The sequence below is a fragment of the Ruegeria sp. BE3 genome (genome assembly GCF_056538865.1).
In genome coordinates this window covers 55,452-70,467 of the sequence record NZ_JBQFTW010000003.1, presented here as the reverse complement: position 1 = coordinate 70,467, position 15,016 = coordinate 55,452, and the positions used below count along the sequence as shown (strand labels likewise).

16 protein-coding genes are annotated in these 15,016 nt (G+C 55.3%); 10 read left to right on the top strand and 6 right to left on the bottom strand.

The window, feature by feature from the left end:
- Nucleotides 1-96: 96 nt before the first annotated feature.
- Both ACR0AZ_RS10055 and ACR0AZ_RS10050 read right to left on the bottom strand, forming a co-directional pair.
- Nucleotides 97-1,599: an aldehyde dehydrogenase gene (locus ACR0AZ_RS10055; RefSeq protein WP_480667356.1), complete on the bottom strand. Its 1,503-nt coding sequence runs from the start codon at nt 1,597-1,599 to the stop codon at nt 97-99.
- Nucleotides 1,600-1,762: 163 nt separating this feature from the next.
- A complete protein-coding gene (locus ACR0AZ_RS10050) occupies nt 1,763-2,461 on the bottom strand; it encodes a GntR family transcriptional regulator (protein ID WP_480472777.1) in 699 nt (232 codons plus the stop codon).
- 131 nt (nt 2,462-2,592) lie between these two features.
- On the opposite strand from ACR0AZ_RS10050, the gene ACR0AZ_RS10045 reads away from it, so the two are divergent.
- The 8 genes from ACR0AZ_RS10045 to ACR0AZ_RS10010 all read left to right on the top strand — a co-directional run bounded on the left by ACR0AZ_RS10045 (nt 2,593) and on the right by ACR0AZ_RS10010 (nt 11,001).
- Nucleotides 2,593-3,942 (top strand): glutamine synthetase family protein, encoded by a 1,350-nt coding sequence (locus tag ACR0AZ_RS10045; protein ID WP_480472779.1) that lies wholly within the window; start codon nt 2,593-2,595, stop codon nt 3,940-3,942.
- On the top strand, nt 3,942-5,252 hold the full coding sequence (locus ACR0AZ_RS10040) for an NAD(P)/FAD-dependent oxidoreductase (RefSeq protein ID WP_480472781.1): 1,311 nt from the start codon (nt 3,942-3,944) through the stop codon (nt 5,250-5,252). The genes ACR0AZ_RS10045 and ACR0AZ_RS10040 overlap by 1 nt, the downstream gene beginning before the upstream one ends.
- Nucleotides 5,253-5,300: 48 nt before the next feature.
- Nucleotides 5,301-6,383, top strand: coding sequence for a polyamine ABC transporter substrate-binding protein (locus tag ACR0AZ_RS10035; RefSeq protein ID WP_480472783.1), 1,083 nt, complete (start codon nt 5,301-5,303; stop codon nt 6,381-6,383).
- Between the two features lie 70 nt (nt 6,384-6,453).
- Nucleotides 6,454-7,593 carry an ABC transporter ATP-binding protein gene (locus tag ACR0AZ_RS10030; RefSeq protein ID WP_480472785.1) on the top strand — a complete coding sequence of 380 codons (1,140 nt, stop codon included), beginning with the start codon at nt 6,454-6,456 and terminating at the stop codon, nt 7,591-7,593.
- Between the two features lie 56 nt (nt 7,594-7,649).
- On the top strand, nt 7,650-8,540 hold the full coding sequence (locus ACR0AZ_RS10025; protein WP_480472916.1) for an ABC transporter permease subunit: 891 nt from the start codon (nt 7,650-7,652) through the stop codon (nt 8,538-8,540).
- Entirely contained in the window at nt 8,540-9,352 is an 813-nt protein-coding gene (locus ACR0AZ_RS10020) for an ABC transporter permease subunit (RefSeq protein WP_480472787.1), read from the top strand. Before ACR0AZ_RS10025 ends, ACR0AZ_RS10020 begins: the two co-directional genes overlap by 1 nt.
- A complete protein-coding gene (speB, locus tag ACR0AZ_RS10015) occupies nt 9,336-10,307 on the top strand; it encodes an agmatinase (RefSeq protein WP_480472789.1) in 972 nt (323 codons plus the stop codon). The genes ACR0AZ_RS10020 and speB overlap by 17 nt, the downstream gene beginning before the upstream one ends.
- A 10-nt stretch (nt 10,308-10,317) precedes the next feature.
- Nucleotides 10,318-11,001, top strand: coding sequence for a type 1 glutamine amidotransferase (locus ACR0AZ_RS10010; protein WP_480472791.1), 684 nt, complete (start codon nt 10,318-10,320; stop codon nt 10,999-11,001).
- A 486-nt stretch (nt 11,002-11,487) separates the two neighbouring features.
- Here the strand turns inward: ACR0AZ_RS10010 and ACR0AZ_RS10005 are convergent, their stop codons facing one another.
- The 3 genes from ACR0AZ_RS10005 to ACR0AZ_RS09995 form a co-directional block, all read right to left on the bottom strand.
- Nucleotides 11,488-12,240, bottom strand: a complete 753-nt coding sequence (locus tag ACR0AZ_RS10005; protein WP_480667473.1) for a fatty acid desaturase family protein — start codon at nt 12,238-12,240, stop codon at nt 11,488-11,490.
- A 70-nt stretch (nt 12,241-12,310) separates the two neighbouring features.
- Nucleotides 12,311-12,730 (bottom strand): hypothetical protein, encoded by a 420-nt coding sequence (locus ACR0AZ_RS10000; protein WP_480667355.1) that lies wholly within the window; start codon nt 12,728-12,730, stop codon nt 12,311-12,313.
- Nucleotides 12,693-12,878 carry a hypothetical protein gene (locus tag ACR0AZ_RS09995; RefSeq protein WP_480667354.1) on the bottom strand — a complete coding sequence of 62 codons (186 nt, stop codon included), beginning with the start codon at nt 12,876-12,878 and terminating at the stop codon, nt 12,693-12,695. The genes ACR0AZ_RS10000 and ACR0AZ_RS09995 overlap by 38 nt, the downstream gene beginning before the upstream one ends.
- A 644-nt stretch (nt 12,879-13,522) precedes the next feature.
- Here ACR0AZ_RS09995 and ACR0AZ_RS09990 point away from each other — a divergent pair.
- Nucleotides 13,523-13,768 carry a hypothetical protein gene (locus tag ACR0AZ_RS09990; protein ID WP_480667353.1) on the top strand — a complete coding sequence of 82 codons (246 nt, stop codon included), beginning with the start codon at nt 13,523-13,525 and terminating at the stop codon, nt 13,766-13,768.
- A gap of 52 nt (nt 13,769-13,820) precedes the next feature.
- Here the strand turns inward: ACR0AZ_RS09990 and ACR0AZ_RS09985 are convergent, their stop codons facing one another.
- Complete coding sequence (locus ACR0AZ_RS09985) at nt 13,821-14,165, bottom strand: WGR domain-containing protein (protein ID WP_480667352.1); 345 nt, start codon at nt 14,163-14,165, stop codon at nt 13,821-13,823.
- A gap of 54 nt (nt 14,166-14,219) precedes the next feature.
- Here ACR0AZ_RS09985 and ACR0AZ_RS09980 point away from each other — a divergent pair, with 54 nt between their 5' ends.
- Nucleotides 14,220-14,897: an ankyrin repeat domain-containing protein gene (locus ACR0AZ_RS09980; protein ID WP_480667351.1), complete on the top strand. Its 678-nt coding sequence runs from the start codon at nt 14,220-14,222 to the stop codon at nt 14,895-14,897.
- Nucleotides 14,898-15,016 lie beyond the last annotated feature (119 nt).

Below are 15,016 nucleotides of genomic sequence, written 5' to 3'. Positions count from 1 at the left end.
GAATCATGATCAGCAGGCGCAGTGAACCCCTTTTGTCAACACGACCTAGGGCGAGATAGAAACTCGCTTTCTCGAAGTCGAAGCTCATAACGCAACTTATCTTTCGCATACATTCATCCAAGTTGTTTTCAACTCGGTATATTTGTCGAGCGCATGGAGCGACTTGTCCCGACCTATGCCGGATTCCTTGAATCCGCCAAATGGTGTGGTCATGTCATCGCAATCATAGCAATTGACGTATACAAGACCTGCGCGAATGCTCTTGGACACTTTGTGCGCCGTCGCAAGATCATCAGTCCAAACCGCTGAGGCCAAACCGTAGCAGCTGTCATTGGCCACCTTGATCGCCTCGTCCACAGTATCAACCGGGATTACGGTCAGCATGGGACCGAAGATTTCTTCCTGTGCAATATGCATGTCGTTAGTAGCATTGTCGAAGATCGTCGGTTCGATATAGCAACCGCCAGTTTCGCGGTTGACACGCTTGCCGCCGATGGCCAAATCGGCACCGTCGTTTCGCGCGTGGTCTACGAATTCCATGACGCGATCTGTGTGACGTTCATCCACCATCGCACCCATGTTGGTTTGGGGATCCAGTGGATTACCGGGGACATAGGTTTTGGCAATCTCAACCAATGTCTCGACAACCTGATCATGGATTGCGCGTTCGACGACAAGGCGGCTTGGGCAGGTGCACATTTCACCCTGGTTGAAGAAGGCCGAATGGGCCGAGGTTGTCGCGGCATGTTCCGTATCGCGATAGCTCGACAGAATGATATTCGGGCTTTTGCCGCCCAGTTCTAGGCCCAGACGTTTGAGGTTGGATTGGGCTGAGTATTCCATGAAATACTTGCCGACCTGAGTCGAGCCGGTGAAGAACAAACCGTCCACATCCATATGCAGACCCAAGGCGCGCCCAACCTCGGGACCGTTGCCGGTGACGACATTGAAGACACCCGGAGGAATGGCTGCTTCAAGCGCCAATTCGGCTAACCGGATAGCCGACAGCGAGGATTGTTCGGCGGGTTTCAGGATAACAGAATTACCGGTCGCTAAGGCCGGTGCTACCTTCCAGGCGGCCATGAGCATTGGAAAGTTCCAGGGCACGACAGCCGCCACCACACCCAGCGGTTCCTTGGTGATCGTGGCGAATGTGCATGGGGCGGTGGGGGCAACCTCGTCATAAATTTTGTCGATGGCCTCTGCGTACCAGTCGAAGCAGTTCGACACGGCACGTACGTCTATTGAGGTGCTGTCCGAGATCGGTTTGCCCATGTCGAGAGTCTCCAAAAGGGCGAGTTCGTCGCGATGGGCGCGGATCAGATCGGCGAGGCGGCGTAGCACAAGTTTACGGGCTGCCGGGGCCTGCTTTGACCAGCGTCCGTCTTCGAAGGCAGCGCGGGCGACCTTGACGGCGCGGTTTACGTCCTCTTCGCCACCGCAGGCCACATCGGCAAGGTGCCGGCCATCCACCGGGCTGATGGAGGCGAAGGTTTTTCCAGAGGCCGCACTGACGAAGTCGCCGTCGATCAGCATTTGAGAGCGGATATCAAGGGCGGCTGCTTTATTCTGCCAGTCGGTAAAGGTCAGTTCGGTCATGGCGCGCCCTTTGCAGTAAAATAGATATCGCATCTTATAAAATGATATCACAAAAAGTCAACTGAGTGTGACGCTTGTACCCAAGATCGCGAATCTTGGGCAAAAAACAGCAGCAGGGCGCCCTATATGACGCCCTGGGAAAACTGGTTTGGGGGGGATTGGCCTAGGTTTCGCCCGCCATTTGGGTCAGAAGCCTCCGCCCGTTGCGACTCATGCCTTCGCGGATATCGCTTTCGGTGGCGACAACTAGCGCGGCCGCATCGCGAGTCCTGAGCGCTGCGAGGATCTCTTTGTGGCGATCGACAAGGTAGTATTCCTTAAGCTGCTCGATGACCTGCCGTTGGAACGGTCCGATCTGGAGCCAGACACTTTCGATCACCGGTATAGAGACTTGGTTGGGGTTGACCGTATAGAGCGTGCGATGGAATTCCTGATTCAGGATCGTCAGGCTGTCCAGGTTGTTCTCCTCGATCTCTGCATCCATCGCATCATCGATTGATCGCATTTTATCTATAATAATATCCGATACATAGGGGAGCGCTCGTTCTGCGGAATGCACTTCGAGGGCAACGCGTAGCGCCACGAGTTCCTCGAAACGGCCAAGTGTCATACGAGGTACGGTCATACGCCGGTTCTGCATGACCTCGATGGCATGTTCCGAACTCAGACGCCGAACAGCTTCGCGAATTGGGGTGGGGCTGAGCTTCAGGGCTTCGGCCAATCCGCGCATCGTCAAGGTGGTTCCGGGGCGAATCGCGCCGATCATTATCGCATGGCGCAGGCGTTCATACACATATTCCTGGGTGGTCAGATCCTTGTCTGAGCCGAATTCAGGGATGATCAAATTCTGATCCTTTGGCATGTGCTTACCCGAGCGGAAGTTTCGATATTTGTGACAGTATTCGAAAAAATAATTGACTCAAGTGCAAAATGGCATCTAAAGATTATAAAAGATATCACAAAATAAAATATGATATCACTACGGAGGAAAAGATGACCAAGGCGGACTTAACAAAATGGCTGGATGACAAGCCTGAGATCGAGTCGATCTTTGCCTGCGTGAGCGATCTGAACGGGACATTGCGCGGTAAACGCGTGCCAGTTGAACAGGCAGGTAAGGTCGTCGAGGGCGGCATGCGGATGCCGCTCTCGGTGGTTGGTGTCGACGTCTGGGGCGAGGATATCGAGAATAGCGAATTGGTTTTCGAGACTGGTGACTCGGACGGTCTGTGCGATTTCACCGGGCGCGAGTTGTTGCCGATCACCTGGTCAGAGCGCCCCACCGCTATGGCGATGCTGTGGATGCGCCGGGAAGACGGCACGCCCTTCACTGGCGATCCGCGCCGCGCATTGGGGGGTGTAGTTGATCGGTTCAAGGCGCGTGGTCTGACCCCTGTGGTAGCGACTGAGTTGGAATTCTATCTCTGCGATCCGTCGGGTGATCGCCCCGAGCCCCCGCGTTCGCCGGTAACCGGCAAGCGGCTGGATTCTGATGGCGTGCTGTCGCTTGATGAGTTGGAGCATTTCGATGGCTTTCTGAATGACGTCTATGATGCCTGCGCCCAGCAGGGTATTCCGGCGGATGCGGCGATTTCCGAAAACGGCGCGGGCCAGTTTGAAATCAACCTGATGCATTTGGATGATCCGCTGCGTGCTGCTGACGATGCGGTGCTGTTCAAGCGTCTGGTCCGGGGCATAGCCCGCAAGCATGGCTTCGCGGCATCTTTCATGACCAAGCCCTACGGCGACCGCGCCGGAAGCGGCTTCCACGTGCATTTCTCACTGCTTGATGAACAGGGCAATAACGTCTTCGACAATGGCGGAGAGGAAGGCACCGAAACAATGCTGAACGCCGTGGCGGGCCTTTTGGCGACGATGCAGGAAAACACCCTGACCTTCGCGCCGCATGCCAATTCCTATCGTCGCCTTCTGCCGGGCGCACATGCGCCAACGGGGGTGGCCTGGGGTTATGAAAACCGTACCGCCGCGATCCGTATCCCGGGTGGCAGTCACAAGGCGCGGCGGATTGAGCACCGGGTCGCCGGGGCCGACGCCAACCCCTACCTTGTTTTGACCAGTATTTTGGGCGGCGCCCTGATAGGGATCGAACGCAAGATGACCCCTGCGCCGGCCATCGTAGGTGATGCCTACAACCAGGATATTGAGCATCTGCCGCTGGATTGGGCTACCGCGATCGAAGCGTTTCAGAAAGGCGGACACGTCGCCGAGATCTTCTCATCCCGGCTTCAGACCATGTTTGTCGAATGCAAACAGCAAGAACTCAGGAAATTCTCCCGCCAAGTAACCGACTTTGAATACCACTCTTACCTGGAGGTCGTGTGATGAACGCCATGACGAATTCCTATGCCGGAGACGGCCGGCACACAACGAGCTACTATGCCGCCTCGGCCAATCCGTCGCCGAAGCGTGCCGAGTTGCAGGGTAACAACGAGATTGATGTTTGTATCATTGGCGCGGGATATAGCGGTCTGTCCACCGGGCTGCACCTTGTCGAAAAAGGCTACAAAGTTGCCATCGTTGAGGGCGCTCGTGTGGGTTGGGGCGCATCGGGGCGCAATGGCGGTCAGATCGTTAACGGGTTGAATGCCAGCCTTCAGACGATCAAGAAACGCTATGGTCAGGACACCGCGACCTTTGTTGCCGGTCTCGTGCAAGAGGGTGGCGAGATCATCCGTGAACGGATCAAGACGTATGAAATCGACTGCGACCTGAAAGAAAAGAACATCTTCACCGGTCTGACCAAGGCGCATATGCGCGAGTTGGAAGAGCGGATGAACCTCTGGGCCAGTTACGGCATCAAAAACCAGGAGATGCTCGACAAGAACCAGCTGCGCGAGCACATCAATTCCGACCTCTACGAAGGTGGCCTGATCGACCATTCGGGCGGCCACATGCACCCGCTGAACCTCGCGCTTGGTGAAGCGGCGGCGTTCGAAAAGCTGGGCGGTACGATCTATGAAATGTCACCGGTGACGGACGTAGACACTGATGCGGCCAAGCCTGTGATCAAGACAGCCAAAGGCACGATAACCTGTAAGACGCTGGTTCTGTGCGGTAACGCCTATCTGGGACATGTCGTTCCCACACTGACCTGGCGCGTTATGCCGGTGTCGACCCAGGTGATGGCGACCGAACCGCTGGGTGAAGAGCTCGCGCATTCGTTGCTGCCGCAGGACGCCTGTGTTGAAGATATCCGCTACATCCTCGACTACTACCGCCTGTCGGGTGACAAGCGCATGCTGTTTGGCGGTGGCACCGTTTACGGTGGCAGCGATCCAAGCAATATCGAGGCCAAGCTGCGCCGCAACATGGACAAGGTTTTCCCGCAGCTCAAAGGCGTCAAGATCGACTATGCCTGGAGCGGTAACTTTGCCCTCTCGTTCAGCCGCGTACCCCAAATGGGTCGAATCGGGCAGAACACCTACTTCGCCCACGGCTATAGCGGACACGGCGTGACCGGCAGCCACACATTCGGGCGTATCCTGTCCGAAGCCATCGACGGCGATCTGACCCGTTTCGACGTGTTCGAGAAGGTGCCGTGGTATCCTTTCCCAGGCGGTCGGATGTTCCGCGTACCGTACTCGATGGTTGGATCGTGGTGGTACGCCGCACGCGACAAACTGGGCGTCTGATTTTCCAACTCAAGTCTCAAAATCTTCAAAATCCAAAGGGAGGATTCCATGAAAAACCTTGCAATCTTTTGTTCGACACTGGCCCTGACCGCAGGCGCGGCCATGGCCGAGGGTGAGTTGAACGTCTACAACTGGTCGGACTACATCGCCGAGGACACCATCGCCAATTTTGAGGCCGAAACCGGAATCAAAGTGAACTACGATGTGTTCGACAGCAACGAAGTGCTGGAAGCCAAGATGCTGACCGGTGCCAGCGGCTATGATGTTGTTGTGCCTTCGATCGAATTCATGGCGCGCCAAGCGCAGGCTGGTGTATTTGCCGAAATCGATAAAGGCGCGCTTAGCAACTATGGGAACTTGGACCAGGGTATCCTGGACGTGATCGCGGTCAACGACCCCGATAACAAATACGGCGTGCCCTACATGATGTTCACCACGGGTCTTGGCTATAACGTCGACAAGGTGAAGGAACGCATCGACGAGGGCAAGATTGGCAGCTGGGACATGATCTTTGATCCCGAAACCGCCGGTAAGCTGGCCGATTGCGGTATTGCCGTCCTGGACAGCCCCTCCGAGATCATGGCGCCCGCGCTAAACTATCTGGGTCTGGACCCCAACTCGGAAGACAAGGGTGATCTGGAGAAAGCGACCGAGTTGTTGATGGCGGTGCGACCGCACATCCGTTACTTTCATTCGTCGCAATACATCAACGACCTTGCCAATGGCGATATCTGTGTCTCGGTCGGCTATTCGGGCGACGTTCTACAAGCGCGCGACCGTGCCGCCGAAGCAGGACAGGGCATCAACGTGGCCTATGCCATCCCGGCTGAGGGTGGTCAGGTCGGTTTTGACATGCTGGCGGTGCCCGACGATGCACCGAACCCGGAAAACGCACTGAAGTTCATAAACTACATCCTTGAACCGCAGGTTGCAGCCGCGATTACCAACTATGTCTACTATGCCAATCCCAACACGGCCGCGACCGAGTTCGTTGTGGAAGAGGTGGCCAGTGATCCGGGCATCTATCCTCCCGCTGATGTCGCAGCGAACCTGTTTTCGCTCAAGCCGCACAGCTCGCGCTATGACCGGTCGCTGACCCGCGCCTGGACCACAATCAAGACCGGACAATAACCCGGCAAACATTGCCGGAACCCGACACGCGGGTTCCGGTCCGATGCAATTCACTCTTCAGGGGGCGAACATGTCAGAAGCCAGATCCGTAACCGAAACGAAACCTTGGGCCGATCCGAACGCGGAACCCTTCTTGCAGATCAAGAACGTGACCAAGATGTTCGGTCAGTTCACCGCCGTGGAAAACGTGTCGCTGGATATCTACAAGGGCGAAATCTTCTGCCTACTTGGCGGGTCCGGTTGTGGTAAATCCACCCTTCTGCGGATGCTCTCGGGGTTCGAAACCCCGACCTCGGGCCAGATCATTATTGATGGTCAGGATCAGGCCGGTGTGGCCCCTTATGCCCGCGAAACCAACATGATGTTTCAGTCTTACGCGCTGTTCCCCCACATGACCGTGGAAAAGAACATCGCCTATGGCCTGAAACGCGATGGTCTGCCCAAGGCCGAAATCGCCACCCGCGTCACCGACATGCTGTCGCTTGTGCAGATGGATCAGTTCGCCTCGCGCAAACCGCACCAATTGTCGGGTGGTCAACGTCAGCGGGTCGCGCTGGCCCGGTCGTTGGTCAAGAAACCCAAGCTTCTGATGCTGGACGAACCGCTGGGCGCATTGGACAAGAAACTGCGTGAAGAAACCCAGTTCGAACTGATCAAGATTCAGGAAAGCCTGGGTGTGACTTTCGTGGTTGTGACCCACGATCAGGAAGAGGCGATGACCCTGTCGAGCCGTATCGGTATCATGACAGCAGGCGAGATCGTCCAGGTCGGTACGCCACACGAGATTTACGAATACCCGCAGAACCGGTTCGTGGCTGATTTCATTGGTTCGGTGAACGTGTTCGAGGGCCGCATCACCGAAGACGGCGACGATCATGTCATCATCAGTTCAAAGGAAACTGGCAGCGACCTCTACGTCCCCCATGGGATCAGCGGTGTTCTGGGTCAGAAGGCCGCCGTGGCCGTGCGCCCGGAAAAGGTCATGATTTCCAAGGAAAAGCTACCGGATGTGCGCAACACATTGACCGGTGTGATCGACGAGATTGCATATATGGGCAACTCCTCGGTCTATCACGTGCGTCTGGACAGCGGTAAACGCGTGCGCGTCAGCCAGACCAACATGACCCGGTCCGGGGACGATCCGTTTGACTGGGACGAAAAAGTGCATCTCGGATGGGCCGGTAATGCCGGTGTTGTGGTGACGTCGTGAGCACCGAAGCCGATATCAATACCAAACTTCCGGGCGGTCGTTTCCTTGGCCGTATCCTGGAAAAGCTGGGCCTAGGGGGCCGCGGGTTGGTCATTGCCATTCCGACCTTCTGGCTGCTTCTGTTTTTTCTCATCCCGTTTCTCGTCGTGGCGAAGATTTCGCTGTCCGAGGCGGCAATTGCACGTCCGCCCTATCTTCCGATCTGGGAGTGGGATGACGGATTCCTGAACCTGACACTCAATTTCGGGAACTACCTGTTTTTGCTGGATGATCCGCTTTACCTCTCGGCCTATATCGAGTCGGTCAAGATCGCGGCGATTTCCACGGTAATCACGCTGCTGATTGGCTATCCCATGGCTTATATGATTGCGCGGTCGCCGGTCGACAAACGCAACATCCTGCTGATGCTAGTGGTGTTGCCGTTCTGGACCTCGTTCCTGCTCAGAGTCTACGCTTGGATCGGATTTCTCAAGGCCAACGGGATCATCAACAACTTTCTTCTGACCATCGGTATCATCGACGAGCCGTTGATCATGCTGCAGACCGATTTTGCCGTCTATGTTGGCATCGTCTATACCTACCTTCCGTTCATGATCCTACCGCTCTACGCCAACCTGGTGAAGCTGGACGAATCCTATCTGGAAGCTTCCGCCGATCTGGGCGCACGTCCAGCGACGACGTTTTTCACCGTCACACTACCCTTGTCGATGAGCGGAATCATCGCTGGCTGCATGCTGGTCTTTATCCCCGCAGTCGGTGAATTCGTGATCCCAGCGCTACTGGGTGGACCCGATACGTTGATGATCGGGCGGGTTCTGTGGAACGAGTTCTTCTCGAACCGTGATTGGCCAATAGCGAGCGCCGTGGCGATCGTCATGCTCTTCGTCCTGGTCATTCCAATTATGATGCTGCGTAAGGCGCAGGCCGCTGAAGAAGGGGCGAAATGATGAAACGCAAATCGAGATTTCTTCAGGTGACCGGGCTTTTGGGATTCATCTTCCTCTATGCCCCTATCCTCTCGCTGGTGGTCTTCAGCTTCAATGAAAGTAAGCTGGTCACTGTCTGGGGCGGCTTTTCAACCAAGTGGTATGGTGAGCTGCTCCGGGACCCGCAAATCCTGCAGGCTGCCTGGATCAGTGCCAAGATTGCCTTTCTAAGTGCAACTCTGGCGGTGACAATCGGGACCGTGGGGTCCTTCGTTCTGACCCGGTTTGAGAAATTCCGAACCAAGTCGATCCTCAGCATGATGATCACCGCACCTTTGGTGATGCCCGAGGTGATCATTGGTCTGTCGCTTTTGCTCCTGTTCGTCGCGATGGAGGGGCTGATCGGATGGCCCGGCGGTCGGGGTATGCTGACCATCATCATCGCGCACGCCACCTTCGGGGCCGCCTATAGCGCCGTGGTGATCCAATCGCGCCTTGTCGATATGGACATGTCCATCGAAGAGGCGGCGCAGGATCTGGGGGCCAAGCCGGTGCGCGTGTTCTTTGACGTGACCCTGCCGGTAATCTCTCCGGCGTTGGTGTCAGGTTGGCTTCTGGCCTTCACACTCAGCCTGGATGACCTGGTGATCGCCAGCTTCGTGTCGGGCCCGGGTGCCTCGACCCTGCCGATGGTCATCTTCTCGAAGGTCCGCCTTGGAGTGAGCCCGGATGTGAATGCACTGGCCACCATCATCATCGGCGTGGTGTCGCTGGGCATCATTGCCGCCGCGTTGCAAATCAACAGGAGCAAGAAATATGCCTCACACGGGTGATCAGGCCTTCCTGCGCAAGGAAACCACCAAAGGCCGTTGGCATGAGATGACTTATGGCGGCGTGCTCAGCTTCCTGCGTCGCAATTACAGCCGGGATCTCGAAGGGGTCGATGTGGCGGTGACGGGTGTTCCCTATGACAATGCCGTCACCTTTCGCCCCGGATGCCGGTTGGGGCCGCAGGCGATCCGGGCCGCATCGGTTCAACTGGCCGAACTCAAAGCCTTCCCATTCGGGTTCGACCAGTTTGATACGCTGTCGGTCGTGGATTACGGTGACGTTCATCTTGACCCTCATCATCCGGATACCGTGCGTCCTGCAATCGAGGCTCATGCTGACCTCATCATCGAAAGCGGTGCCAAGATGTTGACCTTGGGAGGCGATCACTCGATCGCCTACCCACTGCTCAAGGCGCATGCCAGAAAATACGGTCCGGTGGCGTTGATCCAGTTCGATGCCCATTGCGATGCATGGGACGATGACGGCGAGATGCAGGACCATGGCACCATGTTCCTGCGCGCCGCGCGCGAAGGCATCATCGATGTTGGCAAGTCCACCCAAGTGGGGCTACGCACCTTTAATGACGAGGACTTCGGCTTTGAAATTCTCACCAGCCCCTGGATTCACCGCAACGGTATCGACGCCGCGATCGAGGTGGCGCGAAAGAGAGCAGGCGATGCGCCGGTTTATCTGTCCTTTGACGTGGATGGCATGGACCCGGCCTTTGCCCCCGGAACCGGTACGCCGGTGTCCGGCGGCCTGGCGTCGTGGCAGGCGCTGGAATTCGTACGTGGCCTTGAGGGGTTGAACCTGATTGGCATGGACGTGGTCGAGGTTTCGCCACCCTATGACGTGTCAGAGATCACCGCGGTTGCAGCTGCCACGGTGGCACATGACTGGTTGTGCCTGCTTGCCAAAGCTGCGGGTGCCGAGGGCGTCGAAGTTGGGCGTGTCTGAGAGGCCGAACATGAAAATCGGGATATTACAGACCGGGCGCTCCCCTGATGAGCTCCGCGAAAAGCACGGCGACTATGACGACTTCTTCAAGAAGATGTTGGCCGGGCGCGGCTTCGACTTTGTGACCTATAAAGCGCTGGATGGGGTTCTGCCCGCGTCGATCCACGACGCTGATGGCTGGCTGATTACCGGATCGAAATTCGGTGCCTACGAGGGGCATGACTGGATTCCACCGCTTGAAGACTTCCTGCGCGATGTCTTTGATGCCGGAGTTCCCATTGTCGGGGTGTGTTTTGGTCACCAGATCTTAGCGCAGGCGTTGGGCGGCAAGGTAGAGAAGTTTGCTGGCGGGTGGTCGGTCGGCGCGACGGATTACGAGGTCACGGATGGGCCTAGTGAACGCATCCTGGCCTGGCATCAGGATCAGGTGACAGAAATCCCTGACCAAGCTGAGGTGATTGGCTCGTCAGATTTCTGCGCCAACGCGATACTAGCCTATGGTGACAAGGCGTTGACCATCCAGCCACATCCGGAATTCACCTCTGCCTTTCTAACCGATCTGGTTGAAGCCCGGCGCAATATCCTGCCTGACAATATCGCTGAAGGCGCGCTGGCGCGGAACGAGGAAACGCTGACTTCCGACGGTTATGCCGACAAGTTCGAAGAGTTCTTCAAGCGAGACCGGACAAGGTGAAGTGAGCAGGAATGCCCGAATTGATTTGGACCACCGTTATGCTTGAGAGACGGGGGACCGAGAATGGCGAACAGGAGATACAAGCCAGAAGAAATAGTTCAGAAATTGCGACAAGTTGATGTGCCTGTCGGCCAGCGAAGGTTTCCAATTCGATAATGTCATAGCCAAAGGGAGCCTTGCTGGTCGGCCGCCGTTCATTCATCGAGCGGCGAAATATGACTGTGAGCCCAGACCTACCATTTTCGGCACAACGACGAATGATGGCATTCTATGCAGCTCTCTCGAAACGCATCAGTTCGAAAAGGTCATGGTTAGTTGCTGGAAGGGGGTGTTTTAGAAACCCAACGATCTACTATTCACGACGTGGTCGTGAGAACTCCCGTGCCTCTCAAAATCAATCAATTTTAAGGTAGTTCGACACAGCCAGATAGCCAGTCAAAGAGCTGAGGTTTGGATAAACTAACATCCATCCACTAAGAAAGCCGTCTACTTAGACGCAGAGATTTCGCGCAAAACGTTAAAGTGAAAAGCCAAATAAGATCTTTCTACCTTGCGTTTGGGAACCAGATTTTCCGCCCAAATCGCTCGCAAGCGTCGAGACGGAATTCCCGGATATGCATGATGTTCAGCATGATAATTTGCCTCCCAAATCAAGTATCTAATGACAGCGTTACTCTGGACGCTTCTCGTTTCGAACTGTCCGTCAGAATATTCTCCACAGCCATAGTGTTCTGATAGGCTAAAGTATAATATTGCTGTGGGAGCAAGTAGAAGCGGAAGCCAGTAGATAAGCAGCATTGTAACAGGGAAGAAAACCGTACTGACGATTGCAACAATCAAGAAAACAAAAATTGTTAGTCGCGCAACTTTTGCACTTTTCAGTAGACTATGAGACGGCTTGAAAGGAAAATCCGCGCTCTTCGGGCTGCACACCAACTTTGAAAGAACCGCTGGCCAATACCATACGCCACTCATTCTGTAGAAATACTCCCGCAGAGAAGTAAACTTATGTGGTGGATCAGTATCGTCGGCTTTGCCAATATTGGCATGATGAGCCAAGTGTTTGGACTTGAATAGTCCGTAGTTTATTAGGAGTGGCGTGCACCAAAATACTCCAAACGAGCTTTCATCACGCCACCTTTTTGTGTGGACACTGTGCACACATTCGTGGGCCGCATTCAAGAAACCAGCAAAAATTGTGGAGTGTAGCACAACTACAAAACCAGACACATAGATCATTTCCAGCCACAAACTCAAAGTGCTTGATAAAGCGTAGATTACTCCAATTCCAAACCACCTTGGCATCTTGTTAACCTTCTGATTCCACTGGCTTAGGACAATACACATGTGCATCATACAAGTGTTGAAGTTGCTCGCGGCTAGAAGAAACAAACACATACTCAACAAGCGACAGATTGTTACTCTGACCAGTTAAATCCAAAACACCTTCAAAATTTGAGTTTTCAAACTGGGCACTGGCTGCAAGTTTTGATCTGCAAGACTCATCATCCCTTCTCTCGCCGCGCCACGAGCGCAAGAAGATCTGCCGTCCATCATTTAGCTCGCTTAGCCGGGTCGAAATTGCATAGAGTACTGTTCCCCCGCCCCATCTGCCGTTGAATTCTGTCGCCTTTAGTTGGCCGCTCCGGGTAAGTATGAAGTCAACATTGAGCTTACCGGAGTAGCCGAGCTCAAGCGCAAAGTTCGCAAGCTTCGCCTGGCGTGACAAAAACCTGACCCTGAATGCCCTTGGAGTGCATCTCAATCGCTGCAGTCGGATCGATCAGGGCTTTCCGAAACAGATCATTCTGGACCGCAATCTCTGCAGCCTGAAGGCTCGTGTCATTCTCGATGTCTTTTGTTGCTTCACTGTTCAAAACCGTCTCTCCTTTTGTGGTGCGACCTTCGGGGTTGATCCCCTTTTGGTGCTGGTTTTGAGCCGAGCCCTGAAAGGGCGTCGTCTCTAAAACCTGCCCCGTGGCGAACGCGGAGAGGGGCGAGACAGGACAAATCGACAAGAGTGGTGCGGCCCGCAGCGCAACGCGCGAGGACACGGTCTTGTCTATTTGTCTTGTCCGAGGGGGGAGGCCGCGCCTTCCCCCTGACGTCGGGGGGCGTTTGGCTTGTCCAAATCCCGCCTGACCAACAAAAGAAGCCAAAGGATCTTCGATCCTGCGGGAGCACAAAAGGGATCGAAACCCGAACGGGCAGATCACAACGGCATGGAGCGACCATGACCCAAAGCCCCCTGCCCCGGCTCGCAAGAGACGGATCAGGGGCTACTGGGACAGGGAGATCATGCTGGGGTGTTCTGGGTGGAAGCCGGCATGCCGGCTGAAACCTAGAGCCCGGTCACGAGACGACAGGCTCGGGATTTGCCAGGGAGCAAAGTCGCATCCCGCTTTCTCGCTACGAACAGAACGTCGGGCGCCGATCTTCGCAGGTTCCCCTCAAGTTAAGTTCCGCGATTGACCCCGGAATCCTAATCGTGCCTACTGCGCGGATTGAGGAGAACTGATGCATGCAAGAACCAATAATTCGTGAATTGCTGGGCCGGATGCTTGCCCATCGTTTGCTCATTGAACGTTTGATTTACCGCCTTCGGGAAGTCGATGATTTCCAATCCATGGGACTGGAATCTGACTTGAGAAAGATCGAAGCGGATATTGAAGCATACAATTTGCCAGAGGGTATTTCCGAAGCCTGTCAGGACGAGCTGGAAAATCTTGGTGATCATGTCCATTCTGGTCGGGTGGCCAAAGAATAGATCGCTTAACCGGGCTGAGAAATGAAAAATCTACTATCGCTGTCAGTAAGTATCAACCACCGACCGGAACATACCCTCGTCGGCGCTTTTGTTTTTCGAGCTTGTGGAGTGCATCAGTAGCCTGAGCTTCGTCTTCGTAAGTCACCATCATGGCTAGTCCGTTTGTGCCAATTCGCCCCCAGGTCCGAAGGACGCACACCTCCCCAAACAGCGTCGGTTGCAGTTCAATCCCATAGAACCGCGCCATGTTAACGTCTGGATCCACGTGGATCAGATGGACAGGTGTGGTTGCTGACAGCTCCATGACGCGATTGTCGGCAAACTCAGCCCATCTGTCCAATGACATTGCGAAATCAATTCCCGTAAAAGGATTCTGATCCTGAATGGAAAATGACATCGAATGCATCCGCTACTACTATAGCTCACCAATATGTAGGTAATAGGATCGGACATGTTTCGTTTTCTACTATTTGTCTTCGTGATGGGTCTTGCCGCCAGCGCAGGCACGGCGCAGACACCGCCTTCGGCTGATGAGGTCACGCACTACGACGGTCTCTTCGCAGCCGCTCACACCGGCAACGAAGAAATGATCCGGCAACTCGTTGCGGCAGGGGCAAACGTCAACGCGCGCGAGTCCCAAGGCCGCACGCCAGCCCATGTCGCAGCCTTTGCTTCGGAGGACGAGGCGTTGCGTACGCTCGCCGAGGCCGGTGCCGACATGAACGCTCTCGAAGATCAGGCCTACGACCTGGTCACGATTGCGGCCGTTGCAAATGATCCGGAATTGATGACGCTCGCCATCGAGTTGGGCAACGATCCAGGCCTAACGACCAGCCCTTATGACGGAACGGCTCTGATCGCGGCCGCGCATCTCGGGCATGTCGAGATTGTCAGACGGCTGATCGCCGCTGGCGCGCCTCTGGATCATGTGAACAATCTGCATTGGACAGCAGTTATCGAAGCCGTTGTGCTTGGTGACGGAGGCCCGGATCATCTTGCAGTTCTGGATGCGTTGTTGGCAGCGGGTGCTGACAGATCGCTTGCCGATCGTAACGGAACTACGCCACTCGAACACGCCGAGCTACGTGGATTCACAGAGATGGCAGAACGGCTAAGAAAAGAGGATTGAGGCCAAGCCAGCAGGCTGAAGCGGTGAAATTACGTGAATGGCGCCGATGGCAGCTTGGATAGGACCGACCTCTGATCAAAGTGGTGTCGTGGCACAGTGGTGAAAAAGATGAATATGTT